The following is a 24155-nucleotide window of genomic DNA, read 5'->3' as shown; positions in this document are numbered from 1 at the left end:
TTTAGCGACCCTCACGCTTCTTTGTGTGAGGGTCGTTTTTGTTTTTAGTGTTTTGATGACTACTTTATGCCTTGTTTGTGCTTCCGGTCATCTTGTTTGTTCCTCTTCGAACCTCTTTTGTTCCTTTGCCTCTCCTTTGTGTCTCCGACCACACTGTTTACTCCTTCGCTTCTCCTTTGCACCTTTGACCATGACCACCTTGTTTGTTTCTTCACCTACCTTGTATCTATTCCTTTTTCCCCTCTGTTCTCTAGGTCTCTCTGCACTAGAATTTCTATAACTTAACCTCGCTTTCTCCCTTCAGCTTTGATATAATCAAATATTGGATACTTACGAGCGATTAAATTTATCGACAGAAAGGAAATGCATGATGAGCAATGTCTTACCAAGAAAAACATTTGCAATTATTTCTCACCCTGACGCCGGAAAAACGACACTGACAGAAAAAGTACTTTTACTCGGTGGTGGAATTCGTAGTGCAGGTACAGTAAAAGGTAAAAAATCAGGCAAGTTTGCCACTTCTGACTGGATGGAAATTGAGAAACAGCGCGGAATCTCTGTTACATCCAGTGTGATGCAACTTCATTATAAAGACGTACAAATCAATATATTAGATACCCCAGGACACGAGGACTTCAGTGAAGATACGTATCGTACACTAACTGCAGTAGATACTGCTGTCATGGTTATTGATAGCGTAAAAGGAATTGAGGCACAGACGTTAAAACTATTTAAGGTTTGTCGTATGAGAGGAATTCCTATTCTTACGTTTATCAATAAGCTTGACCGTGAAGGAAAAGAGCCGTTAGACCTTTTAGCCGAAATCGAAGAAACACTTGAAATGGAAACATACCCAATGAATTGGCCAATCGGAATGGGAAAACGTCTAAGCGGTATTTATAGCATCCCAGACGATACTGTCGAGGTATATAACGAGGATCACGAACGAACAGTTATACCTTATAAAGAAGCTACTCAATTAGCAGATCACGAGCGCGAAACACTCGAAGAAGAAATCATGCTTTTAGAAGAAGCAGGGAATGAATTTACGATGGAAAAGGTGCAAAACGGAGAATTAACACCTGTTTTCTTCGGTAGTGCTCTATCAAGCTTTGGCGTTCAGTCGTTCTTAGATCAATTCGTTAAGCTTGCTGCTGAGCCTCAACCAAGACGTGCTTCAGGAGAGCTTGTTGCTCCTGATAATAAAGACTTCAGTGGATTTGTCTTTAAAATCCAAGCGAATATGAATCCAAATCACCGTGATCGTATTGCGTTCTTACGTGTATGTTCTGGCTCCTTCGAGCGTGGTATGGAAGTGGTACTATCGCGCACTGGTAAAAAGATGAAGCTTAACCAATCCTCTTCTTTCTTTGCATCTGAAAGAGAAACAGTTGATGCAGCTATGCCAGGAGATATTGTAGGTCTCTACGATTCTGGTAACTTCAAAGTTGGAGACACCATTTGTACTGGACAAGATCGTATTCAATACGAAGAAATGCCTCAGTTCCCACCTGAGAAATTTGCCAAAATCACGGCAAAAAATGCATTGAAGCACAAGCAGTATCACAAAGGGATTGAGCAATTAGTACAAGAGGGTACGATTCAATTGTATAAGACTCCATATTTCGAGGATTATATTATTGGTGCCGTCGGTGATCTGCAGTTCCAAGTATTTGAATACCGAATGAAAAACGAATATAACGTCGATATTGAGTTCTCCTATATGAGCCACGAGCTTGCCCGCTGGGTAACGAAAGGCGAATTAAAGGACAATATGACGGATAGTCGCAAAATGCTTGTAGAAGACCAGCAGAAGCGCCCTGTTCTCTTGTTTGAGAATGAATTTGCTCTGCGATGGTTCCAAGATAAGAATCCAGATCTACAACTTGCTACTGGCTGGGATATTCTTGAATAGTCGACTTTAGAACGAAAACAAAAAGAAGCGTGTAAAAGTCTTCAAGACTTTTACACGCTTCTTTTCTTTGCACAGTAACTTTTGAAATGAAACGTATACGAATTAAGGCAATAACGGTGTCTCTTTCAGTGGATCGTCTTGCTTATTAGAGGGATGAGATTCTTTAATACGAAGATTGATTAGTTGATCTAGATCTTGGCTAAGCTCTAAAGCCTTCGACGAGGTAAAGCCGTGTTTGTTAGCTAACTCCATCATTTCTTTTCGCTTCCTTTCAATCTGTGCAGTTAAATCATCCTTCCTCATGAGAGCTCACCTTTATCCTGAAATTTTCTTTCTTGTTTTTGTCAGTCTACCATATTTTGTGCGCAATACTATACTAATTTGCCTTGATTTGGGCTAGATTTTTTTACTTCTTATGCTATATGAACGAAGGACGTCTCAAAACTAATTGAGACGTCCTTCGTTATCTATTAAATTGCTTCAAGCTTCTTAAGCACGCTTTGTTTGATCTCCCCGAGCTTTTCTAAAGCTAGAGCTTCCGACTCTGCCTGAACACCAAAATAACACTTAATTTTTGGTTCTGTTCCAGAAGGTCTTAAACAATACCAAGACCCGTCACTCAAGAAGAGTTTCAAGACATTTGACTTTGGAAGAGTAATGACTTCTTCTTGATCTTTATTAATAAATGTTCGAGTCGAACGTTGATAATCTTCTACGAATTCGACACCGCCCGGAAGTGTACCTTGAACAACATCGTCTCGAAAAACGTTCATAATACGCTGTATTTTTTCAGCACCCTCTTTTCCTTTAAATGTAAAGGAAGCAAGGTCTTCAAAATAATATCCGTATTTTTTATATAATGCTTGTAAGCCTTCATACATAGTAAGACCTTGCGACTTATAGTAAGCCGCGAGTTCGGCTGCTAAAATTCCTGGCTGAATAGCATCTTTATCGCGGGCAAACGCTTCGATTAAATAGCCAAAGCTCTCTTCGTATCCGTATAAGAAGCTATACTCGGAAGTTGATTCAAACTCACGAATCTTTTCTCCAATAAATTTAAATCCAGTTAGAACATCTAAGGTTGCAACATCATAGTGATCAGCAATTGTGCGACCAAGCTCAGATGTTACGATAGTTTTAATCATAACACCATTGTTAGGAAGCGTTCCAAGCTCTTTTTTCTTCATCAAAAGGTAATCGAGTAGAAGTGCTCCTGTTTGGTTACCTGTGAGAACTTGATAGTCTCCTGACAGATTCTTAACCGCAAGCCCCACTCGGTCTGCGTCTGGGTCTGTAGCAATTAATAAGTCGGCATCCTTTTGCTTACCTAGCTTAATCGCATATTCAAATGCTTTAGGCTCTTCAGGATTTGGCGATGCTACCGTACTGAATTCTGTATCTGGCTGGGCTTGCTCTTCCACCACATAAACGTTCGTAAAACCTGCTTGAGAAAGTCCCTCTGTCATTGGCTTTAACGCCGTTCCATGAAGTGGTGTAAAAACGATAGACAGATCATCTCCATGTTTTTTAATAAGATCATGATCAATTGTCACTGTTTGGAGTTTATCAAAATAAGCACGATCAATATCTTCGAGCACCCATTCTAAGAGACCAGATGCTTCTAGATCCTTTGGATCTCCAGTATGTACATCCAACTCATCAGCCACTGCGTTCACGTGTGCGATGAGTCGGTCAGCGTCCTCAGGGATCATTTGGGCGCCATCTTCTCCATACACTTTAAATCCATTGTACTCAGGTGGATTATGACTTGCTGTTATCATGGCACCCGTAAAGGTCTGGAGCTCTCTTACTGCAAAAGATAGCTCTGGAGTTGGGCGAAGCTCTTTAAAGACATATGTTTTAATACCATTTTGTCCAAGTGTCGCTGCCGCTTCAATCGCAAATTCTTTAGACATTCTGCGATTATCATAGGCAATAACGGCACCACGCTTCACTGCGTCTTCTCCAGCTTCTTTAATAAATTCTGCCAGACCTTGCGCTGCTTTACGGATCGTATACACATTCATCCTGTTTGTGCCTGGACCGATTTCCCCACGCATACCACCTGTACCAAATTCTAAGTTTTTGTAAAAGCTATCCTCAAGCAGTTTTTCATCATCAGACATAGCCTTTAACTCGGTAGCAATAGATGCATCAATCTCCTGCTTCTGGTTCCATCTTTCATAATGCTTCTTGTAATCCATTTTTATAATCCCCCTCCGTCGTGACGTATACTTTAGTTATACGCATTTGGGAGAGTTTAGTAAAGGGCTTACAGTTAATTTTTTTCTTTCGTTTCAACTGGATTCTTCGCGTAATAGATCTCTTCCTCTAACATTGTTACATGGAAATCAATCTGATCTTCTGTCCATTGGAAGCGATTCGCCATGTATTTAATTACGTTATCTTTATATTTTTGAACAAAATCAATATCAAAGAACAGCGCGCTCGTGCGACGGTTAAAGAAATCAATTGGTGAATATACCATTTCTTCTTCAATTCCATATAGAAGTGAACTAAAAACACTTACAGGCAAGCCGTATAGCTTTCCTTCTTCTCCAGATGTTTCTGCAATCTCATAGACTCGAGACACGTTTGAGCCATATAGAGTTGCTAGTCTCTCCGCTTCATCTAACGTAAAGCCTAGAGTGGTGCCTGCATCTACAGCATTCTGAACGAAGGAGGATAGCTTCGCTGATCCGCCAATATCTCCACCCGAAAGCTTAATCTTATCTGTTGTACACTTTTTCTTATTTCCTTGCTTTTTAGCTACAATATCGACGATTCTCTCAGCCATTTTACGATAGCCTGTGAGTTTACCTCCGGCGATTGATAAAAGACCCGAGTCTGATTCAAAGATTTCGTCTTTACGTGAAATTTCTGAGGCACTCTTACCCTCTTCATGGATAAGCGGGCGTAATCCAGACCAGCTAGATTCTACGTCGCCACGAGTGACCTTTACAGTTGGGAACATATAGTTTGTTGCATCAATTAAATAATCAATATCTGCTTCCGTCATTCTAGGAGTAGCAATGTCTGCTTTGTAATGTGTATCTGTCGTGCCGACATATGTCTTCCCTTGCCTTGGGATTGCAAAACACATACGTCCATCTTCTGTATCAAAGTAAACGGCTTGCTTTAATGGGAAGCGTGATGAATCTAATACGATATGGACGCCTTTTGTAAGATGAAGATATTTACCTTTTTTAGACTTATCTTTTTCACGAAGATCGTCTACCCACGGGCCCGCAGCGTTTACTACCTGTTTTGCATGGATATCATAGGTTTTGCCACTTCTATGATCCGTAATTCTAGCTCCGACTACTTTCCCATTTTCATAGAGTAATTCTTCTGCTTTTGCATAGTTAACAGCTAACGCACCTCTATGGACGGCTTCCTTCATAATTTCGAGCGTAAGACGAGCGTCATCCGTTTTATATTCAACGTAATAGCCGCCGCCCTTAAGTTTATCTTCTCGTAATAATGGTTCCATATTTAGCGTTTCTTTTTTATTCAACATATTACGTTTTTCATGACGTTTAACACCTGCTAATGTGTCATACACTTTTAACCCAACTGATGTAGCAAGTTTTCCATACGTCCCACCTTGAACGATTGGTAACAGCATCCACTCGGGCTTCGTTACGTGAGGAGCATTCTCATAAACAATCGCACGCTCTTGCCCTGTTTCTGCTACGATCTTAAATTCTAATTGCTTTAAATAACGTAGTCCACCGTGTACGAGCTTCGTTGAACGACTTGATGTCCCAGCAGCAAAATCCTGCATTTCAACCAACCCTGTTTTAAGACCTCGTGCAGTCGCATCTAAGGCGATACCAGCTCCGGTGATTCCTCCACCAACTATTAAAATATCAAGTTCACGCTTAGACATCTCCTCTAAATAACGCTCTCGTTGCATCGCTGAAAATGGTTTTACCATCTTAAACATCCTCTCTATGTGCGTTTTTGAAGATACAAAAAGAGACCACAACGTAAGAAGCGCATCACAAGTAGTTTGTTAGCCCCTTAGTCGTGGTCTCCCTCTATTCTCCAGACCTTCTATTAATTTAGATTCATTATAACATAGAAGTTAGGAGCGTAAAAGTAATGTTATCGCTTAAATGCCATTGTTGCTTTCACAGCAGTTTGCCAACCGCTGTATAAGTCTTCTCGAACGTCTTCTTTCATATCCGGTTCAAACGTTTTATCAATAGCCCACTGCTTCGCAACTTCTTCTTTGCTTTCCCAGAACCCAACAGCAAGGCCTGCTAGATAAGCAACTCCTAATGCTGTTGTTTCTTGAATGACAGGTCTCTCAACTGGTACATCGAGAAGATCACTCTGGAACTGCATGAGGAAATTATTTGCAACTGCCCCACCGTCAACGCGAAGTGTTTTTAAAGCAATGCCAGAATCTTTTTCCATCGCATCTAAAACGTCCTTCGTCTGATAGCTTAGTGATTCAAGAGTTGCACGTACGAAGTGCTCCTTCTCAGTACCACGAGTGATACCAAACACCGCTCCTCTTACATCGCTATCCCAATATGGTGTTCCAAGACCTACGAACGCTGGTACAACATACACACCGTCAGTAGATTCAATTTTTGTCGCATAGCCTTCTGTGTCTTTTGCGTTATTAATAAGGCGAAGCCCATCGCGTAGCCATTGAATCGCTGAACCAGCTACAAAGATACTTCCTTCTAGCGCGTATTCAACCTTACCATCAATCCCCCATGCAATTGTTGTTAACAGTCCATGCTCTGATTTTACAGGCTTCTCTCCTGTATTCATGAGCATAAAGCAACCTGTTCCATACGTATTCTTCGCCATCCCTTTTTCGAAGCACGTTTGACCAAATAATGCCGCATGCTGGTCTCCCGCTGCTGCTGCAATAGGAATCTCTTCTCCAAAGAAATGATAGTCTACTGTTTTTGCATATTCTCCTGAAGAAGGCTTTACTTCTGGAAGCATAGACTTCGGAACTCCTAAAATATCTAATAGTTCATCGTCCCATTTTAAATCAAAGATGTTATACATAAGCGTTCTTGAAGCATTTGTGTAGTCAGTTACATGCGCCTTACCTCCAGATAGCTTCCAGATTAGCCATGTATCAATTGTTCCAAATAGTAGCTCTCCGTTCTCTGCTTTCTCTCGAGCACCTTCTACATTATCTAATAGCCACTTTACTTTCGTTCCCGAGAAATAAGCGTCAATTAATAGACCAGTTTTATCACGGAATAAATCATTATGGCCTGCTTTTTTTAGCTCTTGGCAAATTCCATCTGTTTGACGAGATTGCCATACTAACGCGTTGTAGATTGGCTTTCCCGTGTTCTTATCCCAAACTACGGTAGTTTCACGTTGATTTGTTATTCCAATCGATGCAATCTCTTTAGGAGAGACATTTTGATTGTTAAGTACTTCTGCAATAACAGAAAGAATAGAAGACCAAATTTCGTTGGCATTATGTTCTACCCAGCCTGGCTTAGGGAAGTGTTGCTTAAATTCTTTTTGTGCGACATCTACTATTTCCCCTGCTTTGTTGAATAGAATAGCTCGTGAACTAGTTGTACCTTGATCGAGTGCTAAAATATATTTCTTTTCCATAGTGATGACTCCTCCTTAAACTTTTTTCTGAGTAGGGTTATGCACGACGTACTTTTTGTCTTGTAAATCGACGTCTTTTTTTTCGAGCATCATAGTAAGTACGACAGCTCCTGCAAATAACGCGATAAAGATCCATAAAGCTGGTTGAATCGTTCCTTCAAAAATTGCCACGTACGTAAGCGATCCTAGACCACCACCGATAATCGGACCAGCAACTGGGATCCATGCATAGCCCCATTCTGAAGATCCTTTATCCTTAATTGGTAAAAGCGCATGCATAATACGTGGACCCAAGTCTCTTGCTGGGTTGATTGCGTAACCAGTAGTACCACCTAAAGATAAACCGATTGCAACAATCAAGAAACCAACAATAAGTGGATTCAATCCTTCTGTAAACTGATTCGCCCCGATAAAAAGAAGACCGATAACAAGAACGAATGTACCTAAAACTTCACTAAAAAAGTTAGATGGTGAATGCTTAATTGCTGGTGATGTTGCAAAGACACCTAGCTTCGCACCTTGATCTTCTGTTTTATTGAAGTGTGCATAATACTGGAAATAAACGAGTGTTGAACCAATCATGGCTCCAATCATTTGCGCTAAGATGTATGCTGGGACATCTCCCCATGCAAAATCACCAACTAGAGCAAAACCTACTGTAACTGCTGGATTTAAATGCGCGCCACTAATTTCACCAACTGCATAAACCCCTAATGCTACACCAAGCCCCCATGCTGCTGTGACAACGATCCACCCCGCGCCACTTGACTTCGTGTCCTTCAATACAACACCTGCTACTACCCCTGCACCAAAAATGATAAGGATCATCGTACCAAACACTTCACCTAAAAATGGTGACATAGTAAATCCCTCCCTTTTTAGAGACAAAAAAGACCAATGAAATGCAGCCGAGCATCGTACGCTACCCGGAACAGATTCATTGGTCTCCATAGTCTCCATGAATGAAATATTAACTTAACCCAATTAAAACAGCTTTTGAAAGCGTTGTCAATGGGTTTTTAATATTTTACTCCCACAATTCACGGTTAGATGTAGTGACGGCAGTAGCTCCAGCGTTGCAGGCTGCCTGAACCTCTTCCTTCGAACGAATTAATCCTCCTGCTATGACTGGAATCTTTGTCTCTCTAGATACTTCCGAAATAATGTGCGGAATAATCCCTGGTAAGATCTCTACACAGTCAGGATTAATCGTTTTCATCATTTGATAGCTTGACTCAAGTGCAATGGAATCGAGCAAAAACAGACGTTGTATAGTTATTAAATTAGCCTTCTTTGCCGTAAGTAAAACGCTTTTTCGTGTAGAAATTAATCCATCAGGCTTAATATCCTGACATAAAAACTGCGCTGCGTACTCATCACTCTTTAATCCCTGGACTAAGTCAGCGTGCATCAATACTTTTTTATCACTACGTTGGATCGTTTTGACAAGACTTTTTATTTGTCCGATGTGCGTGTTCAACAAAATCACGTAAGGGCTATTCGTCTTTAATGCCTTATCGATATCCTTTAAGTTTCGAATTGCTGGTAATACCTTGGTGTCTATTCCCTCTAACATGACACCCCTCCTCGTCCAGTAAATGCTCGTCTATGTCTACTCGTCCTCTACCGTATCAAATGTAAAGGTTGTTACCTTTTTGTACTCTTCGTCTGGTTTAACTAGCACTAAGTCAATGTGGTTTGGAATTTGCTGCGTCTCTAAACAAATAGCTCCGTGCTGGAAAACAGGCTTCGTATTCATCTTTGTGCCTTCTAATAGCATGTTGCCAGTATAAATGACTATAGCTTCGTCATCCGTTCTAATTGTCATTCTACGGCCACTTTCTTTTTCCATTAAAACAGCGGCAATCTCCCCATCATTTAATACAAATGGATGATCAATTCCACCTGACGCAAGAGTAATTTGGTCATCCTTCTCGTAAATGGCCTTTTTAAGAAGCTTAGGCTTTCTAAAATCAAATGCTGGATGCTCCTCCACTGAGGTTTTTGCAACAGGGAGTGATTCTGAATCGATTGTATAGAAATAATTGCTGTTTAGCATCAGCTCGTGGTGAAGAATCGATTTCGTTTTCGTGCCTGATAAACGGAAATAAGCATGCTGCGTTAAATTTATTGGCGTTGTTGTATCTGTTGTAGCATGATAGGTCACAACAAACTGATTCTTCTCTGTCAACGTATACGTTACTTTGATCGCTACATTACCAGGATAGCCACCTTCACCATCTGGACTTTTATACGTAAAAATAAGCTCATGACCTTTCTCTTCTACGTCCCAAAAGACGTGTGAGAGTCCTTTATTTCCTCCGTGTAGATGGTTGTTTCCATCGTTTTTATCCACTTCCGCCCTCAAACCATCAACGTGAAAAACGCCATGCTTTGTGCGGCCTGATGTACGACCAACTAGTGACCCTATGTACCCATCGTTTTTTTCATATTTTTTATAATCATCGTATTTGAGCAAGACATTCTCTATTTCTCCATGACGATCTGGCGTATATATACCTGTAAGCGTCGCACCATAGTTAAGTGCTGTCACCTTCATACCAGAATCATTATGTAATTCATATTCGTACACCGCTTTACCATCAAATCTACCGACCTGTTTCATATGACACTCCTCCTTTTATACTAGCCTACCATTCATTATATAAGAAAAAAAGGAAGGTCAACACAAGTATGTTTGACTCTTCCTCTTTATTAACCTTATTATTCGCTGTAATCAATACGATAAAGATCTTTTCTACGATCACGCCACTGTGTCACATTTCCAGATTTTCGAGAACGACGAAGAATCTCCAAGTCAACATCCCCGACTACAACTGTCTCAATATTTGGATGACACTCTCCAACTATACCATCTCTTGCAAAGGAGAAGTCAGATGGAGAAAAGATTCCTGATTGCGCATACTGGATATCCATATTTTCTACGTGTGTTAAGTTGCCGCATGTTCCAGCGATCATGGTGTACACCTGATTTTCGACAGCACGAGCTTGCGCACAATAACGCACTCGCAAATAGCCTTGACGATCATCTGTACAGAAAGGGGTGAAGATGATGTTTGCACCCTTCTCAGCCGCAATACGACCAAGCTCTGGGAATTCAATATCATAGCAGATTTGGATCGCGATCTTTCCGCAGTCCGTATCAAATACTTCTACTTTGTCTCCACCTTTAATCCCCCAATATTTGCGTTCATTTGGAGTAATGTGGATCTTGTACTGCTTCTCAATGGTACCATCACGACGGAATAGGTAAGCAATGTTGTAAATGTCGCCTTCCTCTTCAACGAAGTGAGATCCACCAATAATATTAACGTTATATTTAATCGCTAAATCAATAAACAAATTAATATAGTCTTCCGTGAAATCTGTCAATCTGCGAATCGCACGACTAGGGCTTTTCTCGTCAATAAACGATAATAGCTGCGTCGTAAAGATCTCTGGGAAGACGACGAAATCGGAGTTGTAGCTAGCACCAACATCCGCATAGTATTCGCACTGCTGTGCAAACTCGTCAAACGAATCGATCTTTTTCATCATATACTGAATCGCACAAATTCTAACCGGTAGCGCTGTTTTAAAGTGACGTTTTGACGTAGGTCTATAATCAACGTTATTCCATTCCATGAGGGTTGCGTAACGAAGCGATGCCTTATCATCGTCTAAATAATTACGATTAATACGTTTTAGTGTAAACCCGTTCATCACTTGGAATGTCAAAACAGGATCATATACATTGTGAGAGGTTACTTCTTCTACGTACTCACGAGGTGTATACTCAGCCGCATAATTCTTATAGTTAGGAATACGTCCACCTATAATAATACTCTTCAAATTCATTTGACGAGCAAGATCTTTACGCGCTTCGTATAAACGTCGCCCAATCTTCATACGACGATATTCCGGATGAACTGCCACCTCGATACCATATAAATTGTATCCCTCACTATCATGGTTTGTAATATATCCCTCATCAGTAATTTCATCCCATGTATGCTGATCATCATACTCATCAAAGTTAATAATCAAGCTTGAGCTTGTCCCAATAATTTCGCCTTCCGCTTCCACACAAAACTGTCCCTCTGGGAACATCTCAATATGGCTTTCTAACTGGTCTCTCTGCCAAGGGTCCATGTTAGGAAAACAAATTTTAGATAGCTCAATAATATCATCTATATCTTCTTTTTTTATGTTACGGATAACAATCTTTTTTTCAAATTTCGACATGTCTAATGAACTCATTTTTATTCCTCCAATCCCGTTGCCTTCATTAAATCTATACGAATTATAGGCGAATTGCAATAAACATCTTCCTCTAATACAAAAACCGTGTCGAATCACCTCCGACACGGTGTAATAGCTAAGCAGACTGCTCTTCTAAAGAAATATGAACATGTAATAATCCAAGCGTAGAACCCATTGGGATAGTAATAAATTTACGAGCCGAATGGAAGCGAGATGCTCCCTCGTTTACTACAGGTGGTGTGACATCAATGATACAGGACTCTTTAGATAACTCTGTCGCTGTTGATCCAGCTACCCAGTTACCAAACTCTTGAATGGCACTCCATCCAATCTCATCGAGTGTATCAACTGTCATTCCACCCATCATTGTACCTACAATTTTTTTAGCAGTATCTGAGGTTAAGGAACAGATGATTTGACCCGATAGCTCTCCACTAACTCCTAAAACTACCGCTACGTCATTAGAGTCAATGGATCCAATCCCCATATGAGGTTTATTGGGTGTTAAATCTACCCCAAGATGGCTTGTCATGATGGTTTTCGTTGCTCGACAAACAGCATTTATATGCGTTGCATTCATTCTACTTCCCCGCTCTCTTCTTTACTTAGATTCTACCTTTTGCCTTGTCTCTTGCCACTGCTCGCGAGCTCTCGCTACTATAGCTGGCTCTAGATGCTTATTTTTATGCTGAATTATTTTGGAGAAATACGTAATAGCAAGGTCTCTGTTACCTAGTTGTCTATGACTCTCTCCTAAAATAAACATAAGCGTTAGTTCTGTCATCTCCGTTGCTTTAAAATCACCAATATTATAAGACGTCTCATAAGCTTTAGTTGCGTATGTTAAAAAACGCCTAGTATTAGCTTCGTCATCTAAATATCTGTATAGCCAGGAAAGCTTTAAACAAACTCCTGCAACAACAATCTCAGGCTGCTCTGTTTTTTTTGCCGTTAAAATCGCTAGTTTATACGTATTAATAGCCTTCTCATAAGTGCGTTCCCCGTCAAAAGACTGCGAATGCCATTTATGAGTGACTTCTTCATGAAATCGAGTTTTAATTTCTTGTTTTTGTATAGCAGTAAAATTATCCGTGCTAGCAAAACCACATTGATCACATACATAAACTTCGTAAAGTAAAGGGTTGTGAAGAGGATTTTTATATTCTTTATAAAAATCATTATGTGATTCTGCAACTCGAATTGCTCTTGAACGAAGCTTTTTAGATGAATAAACATGCTCGCATATGTTGCAATGGAGTTTTTTATCATAAAGCGCTCCAATATCCTCCTTCATACCCACCCCTCCTCTAAGCGTATTGGCATAGTCACATTATATACGAATGGTTCTAAAGATGGAATAGCAAAGTCGAAAAAATGATTTATTATGAATAAAGAACTAGTCGAACTACTAGGTATTTTGTCAAAAACACGTATAAATTGTCGAATTTACGTTGACAGAAATGTGCACTAGTTAATTATACCCTAAAAAATATTCTACAAACAAAAGACCACCCATAAAGTATGGGTGGTCCATATATTTATCTACTACCTTTTTCATACGGTGTATTAAGTGCTTTTGGTGGATCTGCTTTACCTACAAATCCAGCCAGTGCTAAAATCGTCAACACGTAAGGTAATATCAAGAAGTAAACCTGTGGAATGCTAGACAGACCCGGAAGCTGCTGTGCAGACGTACCTAATGCCTGAGCAAATCCGAAGAATATTGCTGCACCAAGCGCTCCAAATGGATGCCACTTACCAAAAATTAATACAGCAAGCGCCATAAAGCCCTGTCCAACAATTGTTCCTCCTGCAAAGTTACCAGCAGATGTAATTGCAAAGACAGCTCCACCAGCTCCACCGAAGGCTCCACTTAGCATAACGCCAATATAGCGAAGACGATTCACTTTAATACCCATTGTGTCAGCTGCCATTGGATGTTCTCCGACTGAGCGGAGACGAAGTCCGAATGGAGTTTTGAATACAACGTACCAAACAACGAAAACAATCCCAATAGCAATATATGTTGTTAAAAACATTCTCGTGAAGAACATCGGACCAATCAATGGAATATCAGATAGAATTGGTACTGTTGTTGTAAAAATTCGGTCACTAATTGTATCTGTTTGTCCACGACCAAACACTTCTCGAACAATAAATACAGTTAGTCCAAGAGCTAAGAAGTTAAGTGCTACACCACTTACGATCTGGTCTGCACGAAACGCTATGGAAGCCACTGCATGAAATAAAGAGAAGATAGCACTTAAAATAATCGCGACAACAATTCCCATCCAAGGAGAAAGCGCTCCAAATCCTATAGATTCAAAATAAAGTGTACCAACAATACCGCCGAAAGCTCCCATTACCATGAGTCCTTCGAGTCCGATATTTACAATACCAGATCGTTCACTAAACAAGCCACCTAGAGCTGTTAGTAATAAAGGTGTAGCCGCAATTAGAGCAGCCGGTACGATGATATAAAGGACATTTAAGATAACATCCATTTATTTCGCCCCCTTCTTGCTTTGCAGGCGGCTATAGATCCAGCGAATCAAATAGCTTGAAGCTACAAAGAAAATAATAAATGCAATGATAATCTCAACAAGCTCAGGCGCAATACCAGCCGCAGCCTGCATATTGTTCGCTCCTTCTTTTAAAGCACCGAATAAGAATGCCGAGAAGAAAATTCCGAGTGAAGAGCTCGCACCAAGTAATGCTACAGCGATACCATCAAATCCATAGTTTGTGAAGGATGGAAGGATGTTTGCATATTGATATGTTCCTAGTCCAAGCATTGCTCCACCAACACCTGCGAACGCACCAGAAATAGACATAGAAAGTATAATATTTCCTTTTACACTCATACCAGAGTAAGCCGACGCATTTTTGTTATAACCAACTGAGCGAAGCTCGAAGCCACGCTTGGTTTTCCATAAAATAAACCACATTACGAAACAAGCTGCGATTGCTAGTAAGAACCCCCAGTGAAGTCGCGAAAATTGAGTAATCTGCATAAGCCAATCAGATGCTAAAGATGCAGTTGGTGCGATAATTTCAGTACGTTGAGCTGAATCAATGAAATAAGTTCGAATAATTGAATTCACAACGTGCATAGCAATGTAGTTCATCATGATTGTTACGATAACTTCGTGCACTTCAAAGCGAGCTTTTAATAGCCCTGGAACAAATCCCCAAAGCGCACCAGCAAGTGCTCCTGCAGCAAGTGCCATAGGCAGGTGAATAATCATTGGAAGATCAAACGTAAAACCTACGTAAACAGAAGTGAACCAGCCGACAATAAGCTGTCCTTCTACCCCAATGTTTAAAAGTCCTGCACGGAAAGCAAATGCTACTGCTAGACCAGAGAAAATCAACGGTGTCATACGCTGAAGCGTCTCACCGAAATAGTACGTATCCCCAAAAACACCTTGGAATAGCGCTACATAACCTGTAATAGGGTTATTTCCGCTTAATAACATAATAATAGCACCAGCTATAAAGCCAAACGTAATCGCTATTAGAGGGACAATTAACCCAAAAAATCTACCCTTTAACATTTCCGTCATGTCGTTGGTTCACCTGCTTCCTTAGAACCACCAGCCATCAATAGACCTAGCTCTTGTTCATTTGTTTCTTTAGCATCTACGATAGCTACAATTGTTCCTTCGTATATAACTGCTATTTTGTCACTTACATTCAGAATCTCATCTAACTCTAAAGAGATTAAAAGAACGGCACGACCTTTATCACGCTCTTCTACGAGCTTTTTATGAATAAACTCAATCGCACCTACATCAAGACCTCGTGTTGGTTGTGCTGCTATTAATAAATCTGGAGAACGGTCTATTTCACGTGCGATGATCGCTTTTTGTTGGTTACCACCTGAAAGAGCACGCGCAGGTGTTTTTTCATTTGGTGTACGAACATCAAATTCTTCAATAAGTGCTTTTGCCTTTTCATATATCTTGTTGTAGTTTAGAATTCCGTTATTTGTATATGGCTTTTGATAATACGTTTGTAAAAGGATGTTTTCACCGATTGTGAATTCAAGTACAAGACCATGCTTATGGCGATCCTGTGGTATGTGACCGACCCCTGCCTCTGTTACCTTACGAGGCTTATAGCTAGTCGTGTCCGTCCCGTTTACTTCAATCACACCGCTCTTCGCTTTGCGAAGTCCTGAAATTGCTTCAATCAATTCCGTTTGACCGTTACCATCAACACCAGCTACTCCAAGAATTTCCCCAGCCTTCACTTCAAGGTTCAAGTGATCAACTGCAGACACCCCTCTTGCATCTTCTACAACTAAATCACGAATTGACAAAATAGGTTCTTTTGGATTCGCTGGTCCTTTCTCCACTTCAAAGCTGATTTCGCGACCAACCATCATTTCAGCTAGAGAATTTTCCGTAGAATCAGCAACGTTTACTGTACCAATTCCTTTACCTCGACGAATAACCGTACAGCGGTCACAAACTTGCAAGATCTCTTTTAGTTTATGTGTGATTAGGATGATAGATTTACCTTCCTTAATCAGGTTTTTCATAATTTGAATAAGTTCTTTAATTTCCTGTGGTGTCAGTGCAGCAGTTGGCTCATCAAAGATAAGGATATCTGCTCCCCGATAAAGTGTTTTTAAAATTTCCACACGTTGCTGCATACCTACGGAAATATCCTCAATTTTAGAACGCGGATCTACTCGTAACCCATACTGATCCGAAATTTCTTGAACATCTTTCTCTGCTTTTTTAATGTTAATTGCACCATTTTTCTTAGGTTCACTACCTAAGATAATATTTTCTGTAACTGTGAAGTTCTGCACAAGCATAAAGTGCTGATGCACCATTCCGATTCCCAGATCATTGGCAACGTTTGGATCAGTGATGTTCACTTTTTCTCCGCGAACTCTAATCTCACCTTTTTCAGGCTGATACAAGCCGAACAAGACGTTCATTAATGTTGATTTACCTGCTCCATTTTCGCCTAACAACGCATGAATTTCGCCTTGTTTGACTTGTAGCGTAATGTTATCGTTAGCTACGATTCCAGGAAATTCTTTGCGTATTTGGTTCATTTCAATTACGTATTCCAAGTTAACAACCCCTATCAAGCTACTGAGAGAATAGCCACAGATTTTCGGATAAAAGTGTCGAAATCTGTCGTTTCATAGCAGAATTTTCGTGTTTTTTGTATAAACAAAGGCTAGCGCAAGACTAGCCTTTGCTTCATCTTATGTTGTAGAAGTCGTTATTAAAGCTTATAGAGAGCCAATAAACGCTTCATACTCTTCATCTGTTTGTGGTACTTCGATTTCTCCGTTAATGATTTGTGCTTCGTAGTCTTCAACCGCTTGAATCGCTTCATCAGAAACGTTGTCGCGAGTCTCTGCAATACCAACACCCTCATCATCTAAACCGAACTCAAGGATTTCTCCACCTGGGAATTCTCCGTTTAACGTTTGCTCAGATACAAGGTAAACAGCTTGGTCTACACGCTTAACCATTGAAGTAAGGATTACGTTTCCGCCATCCCAGCTTCCTTCTGTTAGTGCTTGGTCTTGGTCAACGCCAATTGCCCAAACAGTATCACCATTACGATTACGGTCAATAGCTTCAGTGAATAGTCCGTTACCAGTACCACCAGCTGCATGATAAATGATATCCGCGCCGTTAGAGTACATTGTATTTGCAATTTGTTGACCAGCAGATGCATCGTTGAAGTCTTGAGCATACTGAACTGCGATATCGATATCAGGGTTTACATACATCGCACCAGCTTTAAATCCACTTTCGAACTTCTTAATTAGTGGACTTTCTACTCCACCGATGAATCCGATTGAATCAGTTTCTGTATGCATTGCTGCTACAGCACCAACAAGGAATGAACCTTGGTGTTCAGCGAATGTAATGTTAGCAATGTTTGAAACTGGGTTTCCGTCAGCATCGTTTACAACTGTATCAACAATTGCAAAGCTTTGGTCTGGGTTTTGCTCAGCTACAGTACGGATATCGTCCTCCATTAAGAACCCGATAGCGAGCGTTAGTGTCGTACCTTCACGTGCTAAACGGTTTAAGTTTGGCGCGTAATCAGATGCATCACTAGATTGGATATAGTCTACGTCAGCTGCTGGGTAGTCTTCTCCAAATTGAGTTAAACCAGCCCAAGCAGATTCGTTGAATGAACGGTCATCAATACCACCAACGTCAGTTACCATCTTAGAAGAGAAGCCTTCGCCGTCTCCAGATGCGTCGCCGCCGCCATTGCCTTCGTTATTGCCTTCATTTGCTGGCTCTTCGTTTGCTGGCTCTTCGTTATCAGCAACGTTATCAGCTGCAGCATTGTTACCTGCGTCGTTTCCGCCACCATTATTTACTGGTGTTGTGTTCTCATCATCAGATCCACATGCTGCTAGTAGGACACCAGCTGCTAAAACGGATGAAAGTAAAACTGTTTTTCTTTTGTTCATGATGAAACTCCCCCTCAAAAATAACATAATTTTTTAAGGTTTCGAGTCTGTCGTTTGTCAGATTCAAAACCATGACACCATTATGACATACATTGACGAAAATGATAATCTTAAAAACGTTTACATAAAAGAAATATTTTACTTGTACGATGTCTGACCTCTAAAAATGACACACCAATTCGTTTGGTAGCGTTTTCTTCGGTCGAAATTAATATACCACTTATTCTGCCCAATAGAAATAGTTTTTTTACATTTTTTCATATGTTTTTGAAAGAAATTTATTCTATCAGGACATGTGTCCTTGAAACACAGAAAAAATAGTGCGTTCCCATTGTCTATCAAAAAATGTTAGAATAGTCAGTATATAATAGTAGAAATGGAGAGGTGTTCGGATGAATAAACATTCTGTTTTAGTTTGTGATGATTCAGACCTGTTTCGCTATCAGTTTGTACATGCTCTTGAGAGTGAACCTATGATAACGTTACTTGAAGCTAAGGATGGAAATGAAGCAGTAGAGATGTATCATACGCACGTTCCATCACTCGTGTTCATGGACATCGTAATGCCAAATAAAGACGGTATTCAAGCATTAAAAGAAATTGTGAGAACTCATCCAGACGCTAGCATTATAATGATGTCTTCGTCTAATCAGCATGCTCATCTTCGTCGTTCTGTTCACCTCGGCGCGAAATCCTTTGTCCAAAAGCCTATGTTACCTCACACAATTAAAGAATTATTGGAAGAATACATTTATCAAACAAGCTAGTTTTCGAGGCTGGAATCATATCCAGCCTCTTTTTTTACGATAATAGAATGTAGGTTGTAATACGCTCTCCCTTACATTCAAGAAGCCTCTTGCTTATATTTATCTACAATGCGGTTTAACTCCTCCGTCGTATCTTTTAACTCATTCGTGTTTTCTGCCACTTCCTCTACCTGATGCTGTTGAGAGTCCATTGTTTTCGTTACTTCTCCTATATTAGTAGTTGCACTAGCTGCTGTTTCAGCTGTTCGTTCGACAGTTTCTTCCATTTGTTCCGTTTGCGCTGCAATGCTCTGTATGGATGTCGCATTATCCGTTACTAATGATTCCATTTCTTTCACACGCTCAAAAATTTGTTCGAAATATGCACCTGTTTCTCTCATTTGTATAAGACCACGCTCTGCTTCCGCTGATCCGTTGGAGAGTGATTCGCTCACCTGCCTCGTATCTGTCTGAATTCGCTCAACAATTGTCGTAATCTCCGCTACTGCAAGCCTTACCCCTTCTGATAGCTTACGGATTTCATTTGCTACAACAGCAAACCCTTTTCCGTGATTTCCTGCTCTTGCCGCTTCTATCGATGCATTGAGCGCTAATAGATTAGTTTGATTTGCTATTTCTTCGATTGTTTGAACAAACTGTGCAATATCCTCCGATCGATCCCCTAATGATGTCACTCGACTAGACGACTCCTGAACCATTCGATTTGTCTTCTCAATTTCTTTTACCGAAGTGCTCATTTTTTTGTTGCCTTCTTTCGTCAGCTCACTAATTTCCTCAGACGATGCGTATAACTTATTACTTCGATCGTGCACCTCTCTCATATTAAGTGAATACGCCTTCATAGCACTTGAAATATCTAGAAAGGCATTTGATTGCTCTTCCATTCCTGCTAGTAATGTTTGCATAGACGAATACACGTTGGTGCTGTTCGTCTTTAAGTTTGTCGTAAATACTGTTAAGAAGTCCGTTTTATTTTTTACATCATCAGAAGTTGCTTGCATAGACAGCATGGTCTCCTGTAGTTTTTCTTTTACGTCATCTAAGGCACGTGATAGTTCCCCAAGCTCATCTCGAGTGTCATCCTTAATAGAAGGAACGTGAATATTTCCCTTCGTCAAATTTGAGCTATACGCTAAAATAGTGCGCAATCTCTTACGAATGCTTCGGTTAATAAGGATTAAGAGCCCGAGCGAGACGATCATTGACGCAAGGAATAATACACTTAATAATACAGTCACAAAATCTAAACTTTCATTTGTAGAAACTGCGGAGGACTCTCTCGCATCATCGACCATAATTCTAAGCTGTTGTAGGGCGTAGAAATTCCGATCTTTTATGGTTTGCGCTCGATTAATAATAACCTCGGTAAAGGTAATATTAGATAAATCTCCAGCAACTTCGTCAGCCTGTCTGAAGAAAAGGTCATTTAGCTGTGCGTCGTTTCCTTCTATTAGAGTAGTCAAGCTAACCATCTCATCTGTATCTAAATATGGGGTGATATCTTCTAAGAGTCGACTAAATTCCTCGCTACTTGCTGTATAGGCAGCTGTAATCTCTTCATTAGGGAAGAATATGTACTCCAATAAAAGACCATAGCGTTCCTCAAATAATTGCGTCATATCAGTGAGCATAACAGCCCGATCCCCACTCCGCTGTAATTCTGTCACATCATCTTTTGCACCAGCTAGCGCTGTATAAACAAGTAGTGCTGATAATAGAAAGAAACCTAATGTGCTAGCAAATACAACAGCATACTTTCTCGTTAGTCTCCAATGCCTTATTCCAAACCATGAAAAACGACGGTTACCTTTATTAGTTAATGATCGTTTAATGCCTAATGATTTTTTTCTCCCCATTAAAACCACCACTTTCCCCTTTAATGATATCGCTTACATTATAGCATGATTCTAAAGTCTTGTGTCATTTGATTTTACCAAATCCCAAAACACATCCATAATAGCTAATTTAGAAGATAAAACAGCTAGGAATTCACACGAAATGTGTAAAGTCCTAGCTGTTTTGACTTACTCCTTTTATTTATCTCCTCGTAAGGAGAGACCTTTAATAAAGTATCTGTTAAAAAATGCATAAAGTAGTAGTACCGGTAATGTGAATACCATAGAAGCCGCCATGATATAATTCCACTGGGTGATAAATACACCTTTAAATTGGTTTAATCCAACTGGTAATGTGTACATCGATTGATCAGACATGACAATTAGTGGCCTCATAAAATCATTCCAAGACGCCATGAATACAAAGATTGTCTGAGCAGCAAGCGCTGGCTTTGCCATTGGAAGGACAATACGAAAGAACGTCCCTACTCGAGAAAGTCCATCTATCTGTGCAGCTTCTTCTACTTCTTTCGGGAAGTTAACGAAAAATTGTCTCATCATAAAGATAAATGTCGCGTTTACCATAGCAGGAATGATGAGTCCGTGATAAGAGTTTAACCATCCTAATTGATTTAAAATAAGATAGTTTGGGATCATGGTAATTTGTCCTGGGATCATTAGTACTGCCAAGACTAAAATAAACATCGATTTTCGACCAGGGAAGGAGATTCTTGCTAACGCATACCCTGCCATCGAATTGAATAATAGATTTAAAGCAGTACCAATAACGGCTACTAGCACACTGTTAAACAACCACCTCATAAACATAGGTTGTTCCATAAAGATAAATCGGAAATTATCTAACGTAAAGTTTTGAGGAATTAAGTTCATATTATGCGTTAAAATTTCCTCTAACGATTTAAAGGAAGACGATAGTGCCCATAAAAACGGGAAAAGAGTAACTAACGCATAAAGAGAGAGAATTACGTAGAGAATCGAACGTTTTACACTTATTTTTTTCATAGTTAAACACCTTCTCTCTTCTTTAGTAAATAGTTTCTTCTTTCGATAGCTTTCGTTGAATAACGGTTGCGATTAAAATAATGAACGCTAATGCAAATGCCAGAGCCGCTGCATATCCCATTCTGCCAATACCGTCAAAAGCATATTGATAAATAAGTAACACGACGGTTAAGGTAGAGTTACTTGGTCCCCCTGAGCCTCCAGAGAAAATATACGACTGATCAAATAGCTGGAATGTTCCGATTATCCCCATAATGACAACAAAGGATGTAATAGGTCGTAATTGTGGAACGGTAATATAGCGGAATTTTTGGAACGGTCCTGCCCCATCTAATTCTGCAGCTTCGTAAAGGGAATCTGGTATATCTTGAAGGGCCGCTAAATAAATAACCATGAAGAATGGTGCTGTAGCCCAAATATTCATAATCATAATGGCAAATAAGGCAACGTTAGGGTCGTTGATCCAGTTGTACGTAGGTAAACCAAATAAATCTAAAAACTGGTTGAATGCTCCTTCAGGGTTGTACATCCACATAAAAATCAATGTAAGTACAGCTGAAGAAGTTAACGTTGGTAAGAAATAAACGATTCGAAAGAATTTCTCCCCTTTAAGCCCCGCATTAAGTGTCGCTGCGAGCACTAAAGCTAATAATGTTTGAGTAGGTACAACGATAATGACGTACTGGAACGTATTCCATAAAGCAATACCTGCTCGGTAGTCATCGATCATTCTAGCAAAGTTATCAAAGCCGACAAATTCTAAATTAGTACCGCCTAATAGCTCTACTTGATGAAAGGATAAGAAGATGGCGTAAATGATTGGTAATAATACGAACACACCGATAGTAAATAGTGTCGGTGTCATAAATAAGTATCCTTGTCCGGATTCTATTAAGGCTCGCTTTGAGTATGTTGGTTCCTTTCTCATCACGTTAACTTCCCTTCTAAAAAGATCAGGGCGCACGTATTCGCATTACGCCCTGACACTTATTATTCTACTTCTCTATTTGCTACGTCTTGCGCTTCTTGTAAAGCGTCTTCTAACGACTTGTTTCCTAAGAATGCACTTAAGAATTCGTTATTAAAGTTATTGTTGATGATCGGTAAGTTCGTGTCATCTGCCCATACCGTTGCGTAAGCAGCTGCCTCAGCAAATGGTGCACGAATCTCATCTTCAAACAGACCAAGCTCTTCCGATACAGAGTTACGTGTAGGTAATGCAAATCCTCCACCAGTCCACTCCGCCATACCTTCTGGACCTGTTAACCAAGAGATAAGCTCCCAAGCTGCATCCTTCTTCTCTGACTCTGCATTCATGACATATGCTACTGTATATGCCATCGATCCTTCTTGACCATCAATAGTTGGTAGTTCAGCAGTGTCCCAATTTAAGTTCGGGAATGTGTCCTCTAGGAAGGAAATTGTCCAGTTACCTTCCATCATCATAGCCGCGCGACCTTGGCCAAACATCTCTCCACCCCAGTCAGCACCAACGTCTGCAGGTACAGCTGCATAACCAGCATCCTTTAAATCAATGATCGGCTGTAGCGCCTCCACTACTTCAGGAGAAGCAAAGCTCGCTAAGTTATCAGTAGCGATTTGTCCACCCTTAGACTCTGCAATATAGCGAAGTCTTGCCAAATCAGCCACGACTCCAAGTCCGAATGCGTCCGTTGAGTCTGTTAAAATTTGCGCGTACTCCTCCATTTGCTCCCATGTTTCTGGAGGACCTTCTAGCCCTGCAGCTTCAAACATATCTACGTTATAAAACATCGCTAATGTAGATGTATCTTTAGGTAGACCATATGTCGCTCCGTCTCTCTGGAATGCTTCTAACAACGGATCTTCAAAATCATCTATATTGAAATCGTCTGTAATATAATCATCTAATGGCTCAAGCACTCCCGTTTCCATAAGAGCTGGTGCCTCAAAAGCATCTAAGAAAAATACATCGGCCGCATTCCCGCCAATTAATCGTGTGCGCGTTACATCCATATATTGATCAGCAATGACATCAAAGTTGACGGTTATATGCGGGTGCTCTTCCATAAATTTTTCGAGCGTTGCATTAAAAATCTCTGACTCTGCTGGGGACGAGCCCCATCCACTCAATGTAAGCTCAATAGGCTCTGCGCTCGATGCCTCCGAACCATCGTTGGTTGTGTTATTTCCATCCCCATTGTTACCTCCACACGCTGCAAGCAATAACGCGACTGCACTAAATCCTACTAAATGCTTTTTCATCCTTGTAAAACCCCTCTCCATTTTTACTCTATAGT

Annotated in this window: 20 protein-coding genes; 2 read left to right on the top strand and 18 right to left on the bottom strand. The window is 40.3% G+C overall.

The features are described from left to right. The first annotated feature begins 370 nt into the window (after positions 1–370). Positions 371–1915 (top strand): peptide chain release factor 3, encoded by a 1545-nt coding sequence (locus FLK61_RS06690; RefSeq protein ID WP_176011159.1) that lies wholly within the window; start codon positions 371–373, stop codon positions 1913–1915. A 102-nt stretch (positions 1916–2017) separates the two neighbouring features. On the opposite strand, the gene FLK61_RS06685 is transcribed toward FLK61_RS06690, so the two are convergent. The 14 genes from FLK61_RS06685 to FLK61_RS06620 all read right to left on the bottom strand — a co-directional run bounded on the left by FLK61_RS06685 (position 2018) and on the right by FLK61_RS06620 (position 18251). Continuing rightward, entirely contained in the window at positions 2018–2218 is a 201-nt protein-coding gene (locus FLK61_RS06685; RefSeq protein ID WP_176008713.1) for an aspartyl-phosphate phosphatase Spo0E family protein, read from the bottom strand. A gap of 167 nt (positions 2219–2385) precedes the next feature. Further along, entirely contained in the window at positions 2386–4119 is a 1734-nt protein-coding gene (locus FLK61_RS06680; RefSeq protein WP_176008712.1) for a phospho-sugar mutase, read from the bottom strand. 74 nt (positions 4120–4193) lie between these two features. Beyond that, positions 4194–5855, bottom strand: coding sequence for a glycerol-3-phosphate dehydrogenase/oxidase (locus FLK61_RS06675; RefSeq protein ID WP_176008711.1), 1662 nt, complete (start codon positions 5853–5855; stop codon positions 4194–4196). A 170-nt stretch (positions 5856–6025) separates the two neighbouring features. After that, on the bottom strand, positions 6026–7522 hold the full coding sequence (glpK, locus tag FLK61_RS06670) for a glycerol kinase GlpK (RefSeq protein WP_176008710.1): 1497 nt from the start codon (positions 7520–7522) through the stop codon (positions 6026–6028). Between the two features lie 15 nt (positions 7523–7537). After that, positions 7538–8383 (bottom strand): MIP/aquaporin family protein, encoded by an 846-nt coding sequence (locus FLK61_RS06665; RefSeq protein WP_176008709.1) that lies wholly within the window; start codon positions 8381–8383, stop codon positions 7538–7540. A gap of 166 nt (positions 8384–8549) precedes the next feature. Next, positions 8550–9098 carry a glycerol-3-phosphate responsive antiterminator gene (locus FLK61_RS06660; protein ID WP_176008708.1) on the bottom strand — a complete coding sequence of 183 codons (549 nt, stop codon included), beginning with the start codon at positions 9096–9098 and terminating at the stop codon, positions 8550–8552. A gap of 36 nt (positions 9099–9134) precedes the next feature. Beyond that, the gene (locus FLK61_RS06655; RefSeq protein WP_176008707.1) at positions 9135–10148 is read right to left on the bottom strand and encodes an aldose epimerase family protein; all 1014 of its coding nucleotides are present in this window, start codon (positions 10146–10148) and stop codon (positions 9135–9137) included. A gap of 98 nt (positions 10149–10246) precedes the next feature. Continuing rightward, a complete protein-coding gene (locus FLK61_RS06650; protein WP_176008706.1) occupies positions 10247–11782 on the bottom strand; it encodes a GNAT family N-acetyltransferase in 1536 nt (511 codons plus the stop codon). 118 nt (positions 11783–11900) lie between these two features. Next, on the bottom strand, positions 11901–12365 hold the full coding sequence (locus tag FLK61_RS06645) for a chemotaxis protein CheX (protein ID WP_176008705.1): 465 nt from the start codon (positions 12363–12365) through the stop codon (positions 11901–11903). 21 nt (positions 12366–12386) lie between these two features. Beyond that, positions 12387–13079: a DUF2225 domain-containing protein gene (locus FLK61_RS06640; protein WP_176008704.1), complete on the bottom strand. Its 693-nt coding sequence runs from the start codon at positions 13077–13079 to the stop codon at positions 12387–12389. 244 nt (positions 13080–13323) lie between these two features. After that, positions 13324–14289 carry an ABC transporter permease gene (locus FLK61_RS06635; RefSeq protein WP_176008703.1) on the bottom strand — a complete coding sequence of 322 codons (966 nt, stop codon included), beginning with the start codon at positions 14287–14289 and terminating at the stop codon, positions 13324–13326. Continuing rightward, entirely contained in the window at positions 14290–15342 is a 1053-nt protein-coding gene (locus FLK61_RS06630) for an ABC transporter permease (protein ID WP_176011158.1), read from the bottom strand. It abuts the gene before it with no gap. Between the two features lie 5 nt (positions 15343–15347). Further along, entirely contained in the window at positions 15348–16877 is a 1530-nt protein-coding gene (locus FLK61_RS06625) for an ABC transporter ATP-binding protein (protein ID WP_176008702.1), read from the bottom strand. Positions 16878–17042: 165 nt separating this feature from the next. After that, on the bottom strand, positions 17043–18251 hold the full coding sequence (locus FLK61_RS06620; protein ID WP_176008701.1) for a BMP family lipoprotein: 1209 nt from the start codon (positions 18249–18251) through the stop codon (positions 17043–17045). A gap of 392 nt (positions 18252–18643) precedes the next feature. On the opposite strand from FLK61_RS06620, the gene FLK61_RS06615 reads away from it, so the two are divergent. After that, positions 18644–19018, top strand: coding sequence for a response regulator (locus tag FLK61_RS06615; protein WP_176008700.1), 375 nt, complete (start codon positions 18644–18646; stop codon positions 19016–19018). A gap of 77 nt (positions 19019–19095) precedes the next feature. On the opposite strand, the gene FLK61_RS06610 is transcribed toward FLK61_RS06615, so the two are convergent. The 4 genes from FLK61_RS06610 to FLK61_RS06595 all read right to left on the bottom strand — a co-directional run bounded on the left by FLK61_RS06610 (position 19096) and on the right by FLK61_RS06595 (position 24120). Next, a complete protein-coding gene (locus tag FLK61_RS06610; RefSeq protein ID WP_176008699.1) occupies positions 19096–20874 on the bottom strand; it encodes a methyl-accepting chemotaxis protein in 1779 nt (592 codons plus the stop codon). Positions 20875–21051: 177 nt separating this feature from the next. Then, a complete protein-coding gene (locus tag FLK61_RS06605) occupies positions 21052–21876 on the bottom strand; it encodes a carbohydrate ABC transporter permease (protein WP_176008698.1) in 825 nt (274 codons plus the stop codon). A gap of 22 nt (positions 21877–21898) precedes the next feature. Then, positions 21899–22741 (bottom strand): carbohydrate ABC transporter permease, encoded by an 843-nt coding sequence (locus FLK61_RS06600; protein ID WP_430708813.1) that lies wholly within the window; start codon positions 22739–22741, stop codon positions 21899–21901. A gap of 125 nt (positions 22742–22866) precedes the next feature. Then, positions 22867–24120 (bottom strand): ABC transporter substrate-binding protein, encoded by a 1254-nt coding sequence (locus FLK61_RS06595; protein ID WP_176008697.1) that lies wholly within the window; start codon positions 24118–24120, stop codon positions 22867–22869. Between the last annotated feature and the right edge of the window lie 35 nt (positions 24121–24155).

Source organism: Paenalkalicoccus suaedae (assembly GCF_006965545.2).
Lineage (GTDB): Bacteria > Bacillota > Bacilli > Bacillales > Salisediminibacteriaceae > Paenalkalicoccus > Paenalkalicoccus suaedae.
The sequence above is the reverse complement of the archived record's forward strand: the minus strand, read 5'-3'. Positions and strand labels throughout refer to the sequence as shown.